Consider the following 14,112-nt stretch of genomic DNA (forward strand, 5'->3'; position numbering starts at 1 on the left):
CGCCAGCGCCGAGGGGGTGGCAGGGTTGACGACCAGCAGCCCGCGGGGACCGAACGAGAAGCTGGGTTCACTGCTGTCCCTGGCCGGGATCAGCAACGCCGGGCTGGCGCGGCGCGTCAACGACCTCGGCGCGCAGCGCGGCCTGACGCTGCGCTACGACAAGACGTCGGTGGCCCGGTGGGTCACCAAGGGCATGGTGCCGCAGGGCCCGGTGCCGCACCTGATCGCGAGCGCCATCGGCGGCAAGCTGGGCCGCCCGGTGCCGCTGGAGGAGATCGGGCTGGGCGACACCGATCCGGCGCCGGAGGTGGGCCTGGCCTTCCCGCGGGAGGTGCCGGAGGCGGTGCGGACCGCCACCGACCTGTGGAAGGTGGACCTGGAGAACCGGCGGGCGCCGGGCGGAAGCCGCTGGAGCGACAGCCTCGCGGGGACGTTCTCGGTGACGGCGTACGCGATGCCGGTGTCGCGGTGGCTGATCACGCCCGCCGACGGCTCGGTGGCGCGGGAGGAGCCGTCGGCGGTCCCCGGCCACGGCGGCGTCCTGCTGCCGGACACGGCGTCGCCGGCGGAGCTGTCGTCGTACCGGGTGGGCCACGCGGACGCGGCCAAGCTGCGGGAGGCGGCGCAGGAGGCGCGCCGCTGGGACTCCAAGTACGGCGGCGGCGACTGGCGCTCGTCGATGGTGCCGGGCTGCCTGCGGATGGAGGCGGCGCCGCTGCTGCTCGCGTCGTACAGCGACGACGTGGGCCGGGCGCTGTTCGGGGCGACGGCGGAGCTGACCCGGCTGGCGGGCTGGATGGCGTTCGACACCGGCCAGCACGAGGCGGCGCAGCGGTACTACATCCAGGCGCTGCGCCTGGCGCGGGCGGCGGCCGACGTGCCGCTGGGCGGGTACGTGCTGGCGTCGATGAGCCTGCAGGCGACGTACCGGGGGTTCGCGGACGAGGGCGTGGACCTGGCGCAGGCCGCGCTGGAGCGCAACCGGGGGCTGGCGACAGCCCGGACGATGAGCTTCTTCCACCTGGTGGAGGCGCGGGCGCACGCCCGGGCGGGGAGCGCGGGGGCGTGCTCGGCGGCGCTGTCGGCGGCGGAGTCCTGGCTGGAGCGCTCCCGCGCGGGCGACGCGGACCCGGCGTGGATCGACTTCTACTCGTACGACCGGCTGGCGGCGGACGCGGCGGAGTGCTTCCGCGACCTGGGGGTTCCGGCGAAGGTGCGGCAGTTCACGCGGGAGGCGCTGGCGCGTCCGACGGAGGGGTTCGTGCGGTCGCACGGGCTGCGGCTGGTGGTGTCGGCGATGGCGGAGGTGCAGGCCGGCGAGCTGGACGCGGCGGTGGCCGCGGGGGCGCGGGCGGTGGACGTGGCAGGGCGGATCTCGTCGCAGCGGACGCGGGAGTACGTACTGGAGATGCTGCGGCGGCTGGAGCCGTTCCGGGGGGAGCGGGCGGTGCGGGAGCTGGAGGAGCGCGCGAAGCTGGTCCTGGCGGCGTCCGCCTAGCGCCCGGGGGCGCAGGGAGGGCGGGCCGGCGCGCGGCCTTCACCGGCCTGCCGGCCCGTGGAATGATCGCGGGGACTTCGGCGGCCGAACGGGGAGAACGCCTGGTGGGGTACGACGTCGACGTGCTGGTGGTGGGCGGCGGGATCGTCGGCCTGTCGACGGCGTACGCGCTGGTGCGGGAGCGGCCGGGCGTCTCGGTGGAGGTGCTGGAGAAGGAGGACTTCCTGGCGTCGCACCAGACGGGCCGCAACAGCGGGGTGATCCACAGCGGCGTCTACTACCGCCCGGGGTCGTTCAAGGCGCGGTTCGCGGTGGGCGGCGCGGCGGAGATGGTGGAGTTCTGCCGGGAGCACGGCATCGCCCACGAGGTGACGGGGAAGCTGATCGTGGCCGTGGACCGGGAGGAGCTGCCGCGGCTGCACGCCCTGGCGCGGCGCGGCCGCGAGAACGGCATTCCCGTGCGGGAGCTGGACCGGGCCGGGATCGCGGAGCACGAGCCCCACGTCGCGGGGGTGGCGGGCCTGCACGTGGGCACCACCGGGATCTGCGACTTCCCGGCGGTCGCCCGGCGCCTCGGCGCCCTGGCGGAGGCCGCCGGGGCGCGGCTGCGGCCGGCCGAGGAGGTGCTGCGGGTGGACCACCGGCCGGACGGGGTGGTGGTGGGCACGCGCCGCGCGGAGCTGCGGGCGGGGGTGCTGGTCAACTGCGCCGGGCTGCACAGCGACCGGGTGGCGCGGCTGGCAGGCGACGACCCGGGCGTGCGGATCGTGCCGTTCCGCGGCGAGTACTACGAGCTGGTGCCGGAGCGGCGCGGCCTGGTCCGGGGGCTGGTGTACCCGGTGCCGGACCCGGCGTTCCCGTTCCTCGGCGTGCACCTGACGCGGGGCGTCCACGGCGACGTGCACGTGGGGCCGAACGCGGTGCCCGCGCTGGCCCTGGAGGGCTACGACCGGCGGACGGTGCGGCTGCGGGACGTGGCGGCGACGGCGGCGTTCCCGGGCACCTGGCGGATCGCCAGACGGCACTGGCGGTACGAGGTCGGGGAGCTGCACCGGTCGCTGTCGAAGCGGGCGTTCACGGCGGCGGTGCGGCGGCTGCTGCCGGAGGTGGCGACGGAGGACCTGGTGCCGGCGCCGGCCGGGGTGCGGGCGCAGGCGGTGGCGCGGGACGGCACGCTGCTGGACGACTTCGCCTTCGCCGGCTTCGACCCGGAGGCGAAGCCGGACACGGCCTCGGGCCGCCCGTCCCGCCTGGTGCACGTCCTGAACGCGCCGTCGCCGGCGGCGACGGCCTCACTGCCGATCGGCCGGGAGGTGGCACGGCGGGCCCTGGCCGCGCTGGACGCGGAGCGCTGACCGCCCCGCCGCATCGTGTGGCGCACGTCACACCCCGGCCCGCGTGAGGTCCCGCCCGCCGCCGGGTCCGACTCCCCGACGGACACCGCAGGGTGCCCGCAGCGAGGAGGAGGACCCATGTCGGACACGACCGCCACGAGCGCCGTCCGCACCGCCGCCGTCGCGAGGACCGGGGAGGCCGGGGAGGGCCGGGCCCGGGTGCTGACGGGCCGTACCGGCGCCGGGACCGCCCCGGAGGAGCGCGGCCGGACCACCATCGCGGACAGCGTGGTGGAGAAGATCGCGGGCATGACCGCCCGCGAGGTCCCCGGCATCCACAGCCTGGGCGCGGGCATGGCGCGGACCCTCGGCGCCGTCCGGGACCGGGTGCCCGGCGGCCGGGCCAACGTCTCACGGGGCGTCAAGGTCGAGGTCGGCGAGCGCCAGGCGGCCGTGGACATCGACGTCGTCGTCGAGTACGGCGTGCCGATCGCGGAGGTCGCCGCGGACGTGCGCAGCAGCGTGATCGCCGCCGTGGAGCGGATGACGGGCCTGGAGGTCGTCGAGGTGAACATCGCCGTCGACGACGTCCACCTGCCCGACGAGCAGGACGACCTCCCGGAGCCCGAGAGCCGGGTGAAGTGACGGCCCGGGCCTGCGGAGGGGCGTCGCGATGAGCGGAGCGGTGGTGGGGCTGGCCGCGGGCATGGCCCTGGGGTTCGCGGGGGCGTTCGGCGGCTTCTGGGCGTTCCTGCTGGTGGCCGTGCTCGGCGCGGTGGGCCTGGTCGCGGGGCGCGTCCTCGACGGCGGCCTCGACGTCCGGGACCTCCGGGACCTCGTGCGGCCGCAGGACCGGCGGTGACGGCGACGGTGTCGACGACGGCGACGCCCACGGTGTCGACGACGGGGGCCCCGGCGGGAGCGGGGCTGCCGCCGCCCGCCGAGCGGGGGGCGACGGTCCTCCCCGACCGGGTGGTCGCCCGCGTCGCGGGCCGCGCCGCGCACGAGGCCCTCACGCGCCGGTGGGGCGCGGCCCCGGACCGGCTCGGCCTCAACGGGCCGGGGGCGGAGGTGTCGGTGCGCGGCGGGGAGGCCCGGATCGCCCTCGGCGTCGACCTCCCCTACCCCGTGGACATCGCGGGCGAGGCCCGCGCACTGCAGGACGCGGTCGCCCGGCGGGTCGCGGACCTGACCGGGCTCCGGGTCGGCGAGGTCACCCTCACCGTGCGGCGGCTCGTCCCCCGCGGCGCGGCGGCGGACCGGGTCCGCTGACGGCGGACGCTGCCCGGGCGGACCGAACGGACCGAACGGACCGGCCGGACCGGCCGGACCGGCCGGACCTGCCCGGAGGACCGCAGCGGGGGGCTACCCCGCCGCCGGCGCACCGGGCCGCGGCCGGGTCCCGGGAGCGGCCGGGCCGCGCGAGCCGTGAGAAGCGCGCGAGCCGTGAGAACCGCCGAAGCCTGGAAGGAGCGAAGACGTGACGACGCAGCAGGACCTCCCGGTCCCGCAGGCGGCCCCCGGCGGGTCGGAGGACCCGGCGCGGGCCGGCGGCCCCCGACCGTCCCGCGACGGCGGCGCGGCCGCCGGGGCCGTGCCGGACGCCGGTCCGCGCCCGCGCCGCCCCTGGTCGGCCCGCCGCGTGCCCGCCGCACTGGTGGCCGCCGCGGGCGCCGTCGCCTGCGGGGCGCTGCTGTACGACGTGGTGGCGGTCCGGACGGGTGCCGCGGGTGGCGCGTGGCGCCGGGAGCTGGCGGACGGGCTCGCCGCCCTGCCCCTGTCGGACGCCCGGGTACTGGCCGGGGCCGCCGCGGCCGCGCTGCTCGGCCTGTGGCTGCTGGTGCTGGCGCTCACCCCGGGCCTGCGCGGCAGGCTGCCGCTGCGGGTCCCGGGAGCCCCGGAGGGGGTCCGCGCCGACCTGGAGCGCCGGGGCGCAGCCCTGCTGCTGCGGGACGCGGCGCTGCGCGTCCCGGGGGTGGGGGGAGCGCGGGTCCGGGTCGGCAGGCGCCGCGTCCGGGCCCGGGTGGACGTGCGGTTCCGCGACCCGCGGCAGGTGCGCGAGGACGTCACCGCGGCGCTCCGCGCCGAGCGCCGCGGCCTCTCCCTGGCCCGGCCGCCGCGCCTGTCGGTCCGCGTGCGCCGGGCCCCCGACCGGACGGTCACCGCACCCGCACCCGCGCCTGCGCCTGCGGCGGCGCACGCACCGGCACCGGCACCGGCACCGGCACCCGCCGCACGTCACGACGAGGAGGGCACCCGATGAAGGTCCAGGCTGCGGTGAACCGGATCCTGCTGGCGCTGGCCGGCCTGGTCCTGCTCGGCGGCGGACTGCTGGTCCTGGCCGGCGGCCTGGACCTGCTCCCCGGGACGGAGGACGGGCGGCTGCCCGGTCCGCACGACGTGCTGCTCGGCCGGGCCCGGCGCACCCGCTTCACCGGCGAGGGCTGGTGGTGGCCCGCCGTCATCGCCGGCCTCGCCCTCGCCGTCGTGCTCGCCGTGTGGTGGCTGACGGCCCAGCCGGGCCCGCGCACCGCCGGCCGCCTGGTCCTGGGCGGGCCGAAGCCGCCGGAGGGCGTCGAGCTGCGCGGCCAGGCGCTCGGCGACGCGGTCGCCGCCCAGGCGGCGGGGCTGCCCGGCGTCCGGCGGGCCGGAGTGCGCCCGGTGGGGCGCCCGGACCGGCCGCGGGCGCGGATCGCGCTCACCCTGGCCCCGGACGGCGAACCGGCGGCGGTCCTGCGGGCGCTGTGCGAGGGACCGCTGGCGGACGCCCGCACGTCCGCGGGCTGGGCGTCGCTGCCGGCGGACGTGCGGCTGCGGGTCGCCGGGCACCGCACCCGGCGCGCCGAGTAGGCGGAGGAGGGCGGGTGCGGCGGACGGGCACGGGGACGCCGGGCCCGGGGCGGTCCGGGCCCCGTCCGGGTGGTCCGGCCGGTGCGGACGGCGGTTCGGCCGCCTCCCGGCGGTGTCCCGTGCCTCACTCGGTGCGGTGCGGCGCGGCTTCGGACGCGCCTTCCCGGACAGAAGCCCCTGGCGCCCGGCCGCCCCCGCGGCGGCGCCCCGCCCCGTCCCGACGGACCGGGGCCACGGACGAGATGAGGAGCAGATGGGAGAAGGTCCCTCGACCGCCGTGCCCGGCGACGGCAGCGCGGGGCCGGCCGCGGACGCCCCGGGCCTCCTCCCCCACGGGGACGGGCCGGGGACGGAGCAGGCCGGGACGGGGCGGTCCGGTCCCTCGCGGCCCGGTCCGGGGCCGGGCACGGCCGGTCCGGCCGCCCGGTCCGCCCCTGCCCCTGCCCCTGCCCCCGTCGCCGCCCGCGTCCCCGTGCCGGACGAGCGCCTGCTGGACGACCGGCTGCTGGCCGTCCGCGCCGCCGAGGGCGACGACGACGCCTTCGCGGAGCTGGTCCGCCGCCACAGCGGGACCATGCTGGCCCTCGCCCACCGCATGCTCGGCAGCCGCCCCGACGCCGAGGACGCCGTGCAGGACGCCTTCGTCAGCGCGTGGCGCCGGCTGCCGGAGTTCCGCCACGACTCGGCGTTCGGCACCTGGATGTACCGCATCGTCACCAACCGCTGCCTCAACGCCCTGCGCAGCCGCCCGCCCGCCGTGCGGCTGGAGGACGTGCCCGAGCCCCCGGCGTCCGGGGGCCTCGGCGCCCCGGCCCGCACCGCCGAGGCGGACGCCGCCATGGCCGCCCTCGCCGAGGCGCTGCAGCGGCTCAGCCCCGAGCAGCGGGCCTGCTGGGTGCTGCGGGAGCTGCACGGCCTCCCCTACGAGGAGATCGCGCACGTGACGGATACCAGTGAGCAGGCCGTGCGCGGCAGACTCTTCCGCGCACGGCGGGCCCTGACGGAGGTGATGAGCCCATGGCGCTAGGCGACCGGCCGGACCCCCCGGGCGGGGACGGACCGCGGCGGCACGACGGCCTCCGGCGGGAGACCGGTGTGCGGCGGGAGACCGGTGTGCGGCGGGAGACCGGTGTGCGGCAGGACACGGGTCCGCGGCAGGACACCGCGCCCCTGCCCGGCACCGGGCTGCCGCCCGGGGACGAGCGGCTGCCCTGCGGGCGCTCGCTCGGCGGCGCCTGGGACGACGTCGACTCCGGGAGCGGCCCGCCGGACGGCCACCCCGCCGACTGCCCGTACTGCCGGGAGGCCGCGGACGGGCTGCGGGCGCTGGGCCGGGCCGCGCGGTCCCTGCGGGCGCAGACCCCGGGGACGCGGTCGGAGGCCGGCGCCGACGCCTTCACGGCCCGGGTGATGGGGGCGGTGCGCGCCGAGGTGCGGCTCGGCAGGCTGCTGCCGCTGGGTCCGCCGGAGGAGCGGCTGCGGGTGTCCGAGGCCGCCGCGGCGAAGGTGCTGCGGGGCGCGGCCGACGCCGTCCCCGGGGTGCGGGCGGCGAGCTGCCGCCTGGTGGCCGAGGAGGACGGCGGCGTACGGGTCGCGATGACCCTGGCCGCCGGGCTGGACACGCCCTTCCCCGAGCAGGCGGACCGGGTGCGGCGGGCCGTGCGGGACGCGGCCGACCGCGCCCTGGGGCTCGTCGTGGGCGGGGTCGACCTGGAGGTGTCGGCGCTGCTGCCGTCACCGGACGGTGCGGCGGAGGACGCGGGGGGTCCCGCAGCGGGTCGCCCGGCGGAGGACGGACCGGCCGCCGGACCGGCCGCCGGTCCGGCGGACGAGGAGGAGCGATGAACCGGGTCACCGACGCCGAGGTCGCGGCGGCCGCCGCCGGGGCCGCGTTGGCCGTTCCCGGCGTCGTCGGGCTGCAGCCGCGCGTCGCCGACCTGCTCTCCCGGGCCGCGGCCCGGTTCGCGGGCCAGGTGGCCGCCCAGGTCACGGACCAGGCCGCGGCCCGGTCCGCGGACCGGGCCGCGGACCGTGCGGGCGGCTCCGGCGCCGGACGGGTGCCGGACGGGGCGGGCGTCCGGGCGGAGCGGCAGGGCGGCGGCGCGGGATGGCAGGTGGAGGTGCGCTGCGTCCTGGACGGCGGGACCAGGGCCCTGGACGCGGCGCGCGCCGTGCGCGCCGCCGTCCTGGCGGCGGTCGCGGACCTGCTGGCCGCCCGCGGGGAGCCGGAGCCGGTCTCGGTGGGCGTGACGGTCACCCGCGTCGGCCTCCCCGTGCCCGCCGGTGAGGCGGCGGGGCGCGGGCGGGCGGGCGGACCGGAGCGGAGCCCGCAGCCGCAGGACTGACCGGCCCGGACGCGGCACCGGCACCGGCACCGGCACCGGCACCGGCCTCGTCACCGCCGCCGTCACCGCCACCGCCACCGCCACCGCCACCGGCGGGGTGTCCGGCCGGGCCGTCCCACCGGGCCGTCCCACCGGACCGTACGCCGCTGCCCGCCACCCGCACGCCCCCGTAGACTCGGGGGACTGTGAGCGCCTCCACCGAATCCCGCCCCTACCCGCACACCGCCACGCCCGAGCAGCATCGGGAGCGGCGGATCCGCTCGTTCCACCCGCGCCGCGGCCGGATGAGCGCCACCCAGGAGACCGCCCTGGAGCGGCTGTGGCCGCGGTACGGGACACCGATCGACAGCACGCCGCTGGACCTGGCGGAGCTGTTCGGCCGCGAGCTGCCGGTGGTGCTGGAGATCGGCTTCGGCATGGGCGAGACCACCGCGGCGATGGCGGCGGCGGACCCGTCGACCGGCATCCTCGCGGTGGACGTCCACACCCCCGGCCACGGCAACCTGCTCACCCGCGTCGAGGAGGACGGCCTGGCGAACGTGCGCCTCGCCGCCGGCGACGCGGTGGTGCTGCTGCGCGACATGCTCGCGCCGGCCTCGCTCGCGGGGCTGCGGGTGTACTTCCCCGACCCCTGGCCGAAGGCGAGGCACCACAAGCGGCGGCTGATCCAGCCGGAGTTCACGGCCCTGGCCGCGTCCCGGCTGGCCCCGGGCGCGACGGTGCACTGCGCGACCGACTGGGAGCCGTACGCCGAGCAGATGCTGGAGGTGCTGTCGGCCTCGCCGGAGCTGGAGAACCTCCACCCGGAGGGCGACGGGACGGTCCTGGAGGACGGCAGCGTGCCCGGCTACGCGCCGCGGCCCGCGTGGCGGCCGGTGACCAAGTTCGAGCGGCAGGGCCTGCGCAAGGGGCACGTGGTCCACGACCTGCTGTTCCGCCGCCGCTGACGCCCCGTCCGCCCCGCCGGGTGGGCATGGCGCCCGTCAGGCACTGATCCGGCGCACCCGAGTCGTCACGGTGCGCGCGCCCGGCGCGACCGTGGGTGGCCGAAGCCCTCCCCGTCGCGGGCCGGGTCCCCTAGGGTCGGGGGGATGAGCAGCGTGCAGCCGGTCCGCCCGTGGCAGTCCGCGCAGGCCCGCCCGGGACACGTCCGGCCGGACCCCGTCCGGCCACGGCCCCCCGCCGGGCACCCGTCCGGCTCCGCCGACGGACCGGCGCGCAGAGCGCCGGGCAGGTTCCGTACGGGCGGCCTCCGCACACCCGGGCTCCGCGCGGGCAGCCTCCGCGCCGCCGGCCTCCGCACGCGTGTCCTCGGCGCCGGCGGCCCCCGCACGGACGGGGTCCCGGCGGGGCGGACCGGCCGAGCGGTCCGGTTCGCGGTGCCGGCGGCGGCGCTGGCCCTGCTCCTGTGCGGGGTGGCGATCCTGGAGCTGGTGGAGCGGCAGACCGGCCGGCCCGGCCTCCTGGTGGGCCTGGGACTGGCGGTGCTGCCGGTACCCCTGGTGCTGGGGGCCCTCGCCTGGCTGGACCGGGTGGAGCCGACCCCCGTCCGCGCCCTGGCGTTCTGCTTCGGCTGGGGCGCGTGCGCGGCCACGCTGGTGGCCATCCTCGCCAACACCTGGACCGCCGACCTGCTCGCCTCCCACCGGGGCGCGCGGGGCGAGACGATCGGCTCGGCGGTGGCGGCGCCGCTGGTGGAGGAGACCTGCAAGGGCGCCGCGGTCCTGCTGCTGTTCCTGCTGCGCCGCAGGTACGTCGGCTCCGTCGCCGGCGGCATCGTGCTGGCCGGCGTCACCGCGTGCGGCTTCGCCTTCACCGAGAACGTCCTCTACCTGGGCCGCTCCTGGACCGAGGACCGGGCGGCGGGCCACGGCATCGACGCGACGGTGTGCACCTTCGTCCTGCGCGGCGTGCTCTCGCCGTTCGCCCACCCGCTGTTCACCGCCCTGATCGGGATCGGCTTCGGCACGGCGGCCCTGGCCCGCGACCGCCTGCTGCGCACGGCGGCGCCCGCCGGCGGCTGGCTGGCCGCGACGGTGCTGCACGGCACCTGGAACGCGGCCGCGGCGCTCGGCACCGGCGGCTTCCTGCTGGTCTACGGGGTCTTCATGGTGCCGGTCTTCGGCGGCGTGATCGGACTGGCGGTGCGGGCGCGCGGCGCCGGCCTGCGGGCGGCCCGCCTCCAGCTCCCGGCGTACGTCCGGGCGGGCTGGCTGGGCGAGGACGAGCCGGAGGCACTGGGGACGGTACGGCTGCGCGGGAGGGCCCGCCGGCGGGCCCGGGCCCTGCACGGGCCCGCGGGGGCGCGGGCGGTGGACGAGTACGTCGCCCTGGCGACCGCGCTGGCGCTGCTGCGCCACCGGGCCGAGCGGGGGGCGGTGCCGGTCGCGGAGTTCGCGGTGCGCGAGTACGGGCTGCTGCAGCGGCTGTGGCGGCTGCGTCCGCTGGCGTCGCCCGCCCTGGCGGAGGCCGCGGCGGAGGAGAGGGCGGACGGCGGCTGAGGGGACGTGAGGCGCGGGGGCGCGGGGGCGCGGGGGCGCGGGGGCGGGACGCCGACCGCGGGGGCGGGACGTGGGGGCGGGACGTGGGGGCGGGACGCGGGGGCGGGACGCCGACCGCGGGGGCGGGACGTGGGGGCGGGACGCGGGGACAGGGGCACACACGTGCGGTAACACGTTCGGCACATCCCCGATTGCGGAGCGTGGCGAAGCGTGAAATCCGTGGAGGGGAAAGACCCGTCTCCTCCGAAAGGCTCTGCCATGCGCAACCGACGGCTCGCCGCCGTACTCGCCGGTGCCCTCCTCGCCGGCTCGCTGACCGCCGGTGCGGGGGTCGCGCTCGCGACCGCCGACCGTGACGCCGCCCCGGCGGCGGCCCAGGCCGCCCCCAGGGCCGACGCCTCCCGCACGGTCGACCTGCTGGGCTCGCTCGGCGAGGTCACCAGCCGGGTCAACGACCTGGTCTCCTCCGCCAAGCGCGGCGGGGCCGTCGCCCAGGCGCAGCAGAACGCCGGTGCGCTCGGCGACGCCGCGCAGCAGCTCTCCGCCAAGGTCGGACGGCAGGCCGGGCAGGGCGTCCCGGCCCGGGGCAAGGGCGGCGCCCGTGCCGCGGCCGCGCTCCCCTCCGTCGACGACGTGATCGGCAAGCTCAAGGGCCACGTCCAGGACCTGCTCACGGCCCTGCAGAAGAACGACCAGAAGGCCGTCAGCGATGCGATCCAGCAGATCGCCGACGACGCCGTGGCGCTGGTGAAGGCGGTCCTCGCCGCCCTCGGGGTGGCGCTCCCGGCGCTCCCGGCCGCCGCCTCCTGAGCGACCGGCCGCCGCCTCCCGGCACCGGGGGGCCGTACGGCACAGAGGGGCCGCAGCCGGTGTCCGGCTGCGGCCCCTCACCCGCGCGCCCCTGAGCGCCGGGGTCCGTGGCGGCTCAGTGGCCGAAGGCCGCCACCGGGGACGCCCCGGGGCCGCCGGAGGTGCCGGGGCGCTTCGCCGGCGGCCGGGACGACGGCCGGGGGGACGGGGACGCCCCGGGCAGCGCGTAGAGGTGGCGGGGCGTCACGATCCGGGTGACGGCGGTGGCGAAGAGGGTGGCGGGCTCGCCGCCGGAGGGGGCGGGGGCGTCGGTGTTGACGAGCACCACGAGGGTCGCCCCCGCCGCGGGCAGGTGGACGGCGACGGTCTGGTAGCCGGGCAGCGAGCCGTTGTGGCCGATCCAGCCGTTGAGGTCGAAGATGCCGAGGCCGTAGCCGAGGCCCGGAGCGCCCGTGGGGAGGGTCCGCAGGCGCTGCCGCTGGGTGGCGGGGGTGAGCAGGGTGCCGCGGGCGGCGGTGACGGCCCAGGCCCGCAGGTCGTCGAGGTCCGAGATCACGGCACCGGCGGCCCAGGCCCAGGAGGGGTCCCAGTCGGTGGCGTCGGCGACCGCGCCGGTGGGCGTCTGCCGCGTGTAGCCGCGGGCGTGCGGCTCCGGGAACTCCGGCCCGATCGGCAGCAGCGTCCGCCGCAGCCGGACCGGGTCCATCACCCGCTCCGCGAGATAGCGGTACAGCGGCATCCCGGAGGCCTTCTCCACCACCAGGCCGAGCAGCACGGTGTTGGTGTTGGAGTACTGGAACGCCGTGCCGGGCCGGGCCGTGGCGGGGTGCCGGAAGGCGTACGCGAGCAGCTGCCGCGGCGTGAACGCGCGGTGCGGGTCGGCGAGGAACGCCTTGTCGAAGGCGGCGTCCTCGGTGTACGAGAAGAGGCCGCTGCGCATCTCGGCCAGCTGGCGCAGGGTGATCCGGCCGCCGCCGGGGACACCCTCCACGTAGCGGGAGACCGGGTCGTCGAGCCGCACGCGGCCGCGGTCCACCAGCTGCAGCAGCGCGGTGACGGTGAAAGTCTTGGTCTCACTGCCGATCCGGAAGCCGAGGCGGGGCGACATGGGGGTGCGCCCGGACCGGTCGGCGCTGCCGAGGGCGCGCACGTACCGGCCGCCCGGCGTCCACAGGCCCACCAGTGCGCCGGGCGCCCTCGTGTCACGGAGCACCTTCCGCACCGCCCGGTCGAGTTCGGCGACGACGGCGGGGGTCAGGCGGCGCGCCCCATCGGGGCTGCCGGCGGCGGGGGCGGGGGCGGCGGGGCTGCCGCCGCCGGCGGCGAGGGCGGCGGCGGGGACCGCGGCGGGCGCGGCGGACGAGGGTCCGGCGGATCCGGGCCCGGCGGACGCAGGCCCGGCGGGCGATCCGGGGGCCGCGCAGGCCGGGAGGCCCAGGACGGCGGCCAGGACCGCCGCGGCGGCGGCGTGGCGCACCCGCAGCGGCGCCCGGCGCTCGGGGGTGCGCGTCATCTCGGTCTCCTCCTCGGACGTGCCGCGGGACGCCTCCTGCCGCCCTGCTCGGGGCCGCGGGAGGACGGCACGATCAACGTAAGCGGGGGCGCGGAGGACGGCGACGCGGGCGGGGTCCTCCCGGGTCCATCCGGGTGGGGCACCCGGCCATGCGTCCGCGCGCCGCGGCGCTCAGGCCGCCGCGGCTGGTAGCGGGACGGCCCCCGGTCCGCCCCGCAACGCCGGCCCTCCGCTTCCCGCGGGCCTGCTCCGGCCCGGGGAAACCCGCTCGACACGCCCCGGCCGCCCCGGCAGAGTCCCCCCATGGACGGGAACGGGACGGACGGTCGGGACCCGGCCTGCGGCGGGCTGGACGCGACAGGCCCGCGCGCGGAGACGGGCACGGGCACGGGACCGCCCACAGGGACGGGCACGGGCACGGGTACTGAGCCGGGTACGGCTGCCGGCACGGCCCCGGGCACAGGCCTGGACGGCGACGGGTGCATCGTCCGGGAGGGCTCCCTGGACCGTGTCGGGCCCGAGTTCGCCCCGGCGGTCGACGCGGCCCGAACCCGCATCGCCGAGGTCTTCGGCCCAGACCGCCTGCGCAGCGCCTACCTGTACGGCAGCGTCCCGCGCGGCACCGCCGTACCCGGCACGTCCGACCTCGACCTGCTCCTGGCCCTGCGCGGCGCCCCCACACCCGCCGACCGGGCCGACGCGGCGGCCCTGGAGTCCGGGATCGACGCCGCGTTCCCGCAGGTCGACGGCGTGGGCGTCCTGCTCTTCGACACGGCCGTGCTCCTCAGCGAGCTGGAGCGGTACGACCTGGGGTGGTTCACCGCCTGCCTGTGCACCCCGCTGCTCGGCGACGACCTGGCCGCCCTGCTTCCCCGGTACCGGCCCACGGCGCTGCTCGCCCGCGAGACCAACGGCGACCTGGCCCTGGCCCTGCCCGGCTGGCGGGCCCGGGCGGCCGCCGCCCGCACCGACACCGAACGCCGGGCCCTCAGCCGGGGCGTGTCCCGCCGGCTCGTCCGCAGCGGCCTGACCCTGGTCATGCCGCGCTGGGGCAGCTGGACCAGCGACCTCGACGCCTCCGCCGAGGTCTTCGGCCGGTACTACCCGGCGCGCGCCGCCGCGATGCGCCTGGCCGCCGCCACCGCACGCACCCCGACCGCCGACCCCGCCGTCCTGTCCGCGCTCCTCGACGGCCTGGCGCCGTGGCTGGCAGCCGAGTACACCGCCGTCCACGGCCCCAAGGCGCCCCGGCCCTGACGGG

Annotated in this window: 15 protein-coding genes; 14 read left to right on the top strand and 1 reads right to left on the bottom strand. The window is 79.1% G+C overall.

Annotated elements, in window-relative coordinates; translation table 11 throughout:
* Positions 1 to 25: 25 nt before the first annotated feature.
* The 13 genes from ACFY07_RS23680 to ACFY07_RS23740 all read left to right on the top strand — a co-directional run bounded on the left by ACFY07_RS23680 (position 26) and on the right by ACFY07_RS23740 (position 11,338).
* Complete coding sequence (locus tag ACFY07_RS23680) at positions 26 to 1,498, top strand: MFS transporter (RefSeq protein ID WP_390871400.1); 1,473 nt, start codon at positions 26 to 28, stop codon at positions 1,496 to 1,498.
* Positions 1,499 to 1,560: 62 nt separating this feature from the next.
* Positions 1,561 to 2,853, top strand: coding sequence for an L-2-hydroxyglutarate oxidase (gene lhgO, locus ACFY07_RS23685; protein ID WP_390871402.1), 1,293 nt, complete (start codon positions 1,561 to 1,563; stop codon positions 2,851 to 2,853).
* 117 nt (positions 2,854 to 2,970) lie between these two features.
* On the top strand, positions 2,971 to 3,477 hold the full coding sequence (locus ACFY07_RS23690; RefSeq protein ID WP_390871404.1) for an Asp23/Gls24 family envelope stress response protein: 507 nt from the start codon (positions 2,971 to 2,973) through the stop codon (positions 3,475 to 3,477).
* Positions 3,478 to 3,505: 28 nt separating this feature from the next.
* Positions 3,506 to 3,694 carry a hypothetical protein gene (locus ACFY07_RS23695; protein ID WP_390871406.1) on the top strand — a complete coding sequence of 63 codons (189 nt, stop codon included), beginning with the start codon at positions 3,506 to 3,508 and terminating at the stop codon, positions 3,692 to 3,694.
* Positions 3,691 to 4,104 carry an Asp23/Gls24 family envelope stress response protein gene (locus ACFY07_RS23700; RefSeq protein ID WP_390871407.1) on the top strand — a complete coding sequence of 138 codons (414 nt, stop codon included), beginning with the start codon at positions 3,691 to 3,693 and terminating at the stop codon, positions 4,102 to 4,104. Before ACFY07_RS23695 ends, ACFY07_RS23700 begins: the two co-directional genes overlap by 4 nt.
* Before the next feature lie 208 nt (positions 4,105 to 4,312).
* On the top strand, positions 4,313 to 5,095 hold the full coding sequence (locus ACFY07_RS23705) for a DUF6286 domain-containing protein (protein WP_390871409.1): 783 nt from the start codon (positions 4,313 to 4,315) through the stop codon (positions 5,093 to 5,095).
* On the top strand, positions 5,092 to 5,682 hold the full coding sequence (locus ACFY07_RS23710) for an alkaline shock response membrane anchor protein AmaP (protein WP_390871411.1): 591 nt from the start codon (positions 5,092 to 5,094) through the stop codon (positions 5,680 to 5,682). Before ACFY07_RS23705 ends, ACFY07_RS23710 begins: the two co-directional genes overlap by 4 nt.
* A gap of 472 nt (positions 5,683 to 6,154) precedes the next feature.
* Positions 6,155 to 6,709 (top strand): RNA polymerase sigma factor, encoded by a 555-nt coding sequence (locus ACFY07_RS23715; protein WP_230747696.1) that lies wholly within the window; start codon positions 6,155 to 6,157, stop codon positions 6,707 to 6,709.
* 104 nt (positions 6,710 to 6,813) lie between these two features.
* Positions 6,814 to 7,527 carry an Asp23/Gls24 family envelope stress response protein gene (locus ACFY07_RS23720; protein WP_390871413.1) on the top strand — a complete coding sequence of 238 codons (714 nt, stop codon included), beginning with the start codon at positions 6,814 to 6,816 and terminating at the stop codon, positions 7,525 to 7,527.
* Positions 7,524 to 8,027, top strand: a complete 504-nt coding sequence (locus ACFY07_RS23725) for a hypothetical protein (protein ID WP_390871414.1) — start codon at positions 7,524 to 7,526, stop codon at positions 8,025 to 8,027. The genes ACFY07_RS23720 and ACFY07_RS23725 overlap by 4 nt, the downstream gene beginning before the upstream one ends.
* A gap of 185 nt (positions 8,028 to 8,212) precedes the next feature.
* A complete protein-coding gene (gene trmB / locus ACFY07_RS23730) occupies positions 8,213 to 8,974 on the top strand; it encodes a tRNA (guanosine(46)-N7)-methyltransferase TrmB (RefSeq protein ID WP_230747699.1) in 762 nt (253 codons plus the stop codon).
* A gap of 468 nt (positions 8,975 to 9,442) precedes the next feature.
* On the top strand, positions 9,443 to 10,528 hold the full coding sequence (locus ACFY07_RS23735) for a PrsW family intramembrane metalloprotease (RefSeq protein WP_390871416.1): 1,086 nt from the start codon (positions 9,443 to 9,445) through the stop codon (positions 10,526 to 10,528).
* 258 nt (positions 10,529 to 10,786) lie between these two features.
* Positions 10,787 to 11,338, top strand: coding sequence for a hypothetical protein (locus ACFY07_RS23740; RefSeq protein WP_230747702.1), 552 nt, complete (start codon positions 10,787 to 10,789; stop codon positions 11,336 to 11,338).
* A 115-nt stretch (positions 11,339 to 11,453) separates the two neighbouring features.
* On the opposite strand, the gene ACFY07_RS23745 is transcribed toward ACFY07_RS23740, so the two are convergent.
* Positions 11,454 to 12,851, bottom strand: a complete 1,398-nt coding sequence (locus ACFY07_RS23745; RefSeq protein WP_390871418.1) for a serine hydrolase domain-containing protein — start codon at positions 12,849 to 12,851, stop codon at positions 11,454 to 11,456.
* 303 nt (positions 12,852 to 13,154) lie between these two features.
* Between ACFY07_RS23745 and ACFY07_RS23750 the strand changes: the two genes are divergently transcribed.
* The gene (locus tag ACFY07_RS23750) at positions 13,155 to 14,108 is read left to right on the top strand and encodes a nucleotidyltransferase (protein ID WP_390871420.1); all 954 of its coding nucleotides are present in this window, start codon (positions 13,155 to 13,157) and stop codon (positions 14,106 to 14,108) included.
* Positions 14,109 to 14,112: the final 4 nt, after the last annotated feature.

This window comes from Streptomyces sp. NPDC001380 (genome assembly GCF_042895785.1).
Classification (GTDB): Bacteria; Actinomycetota; Actinomycetes; order Streptomycetales; family Streptomycetaceae; genus Peterkaempfera.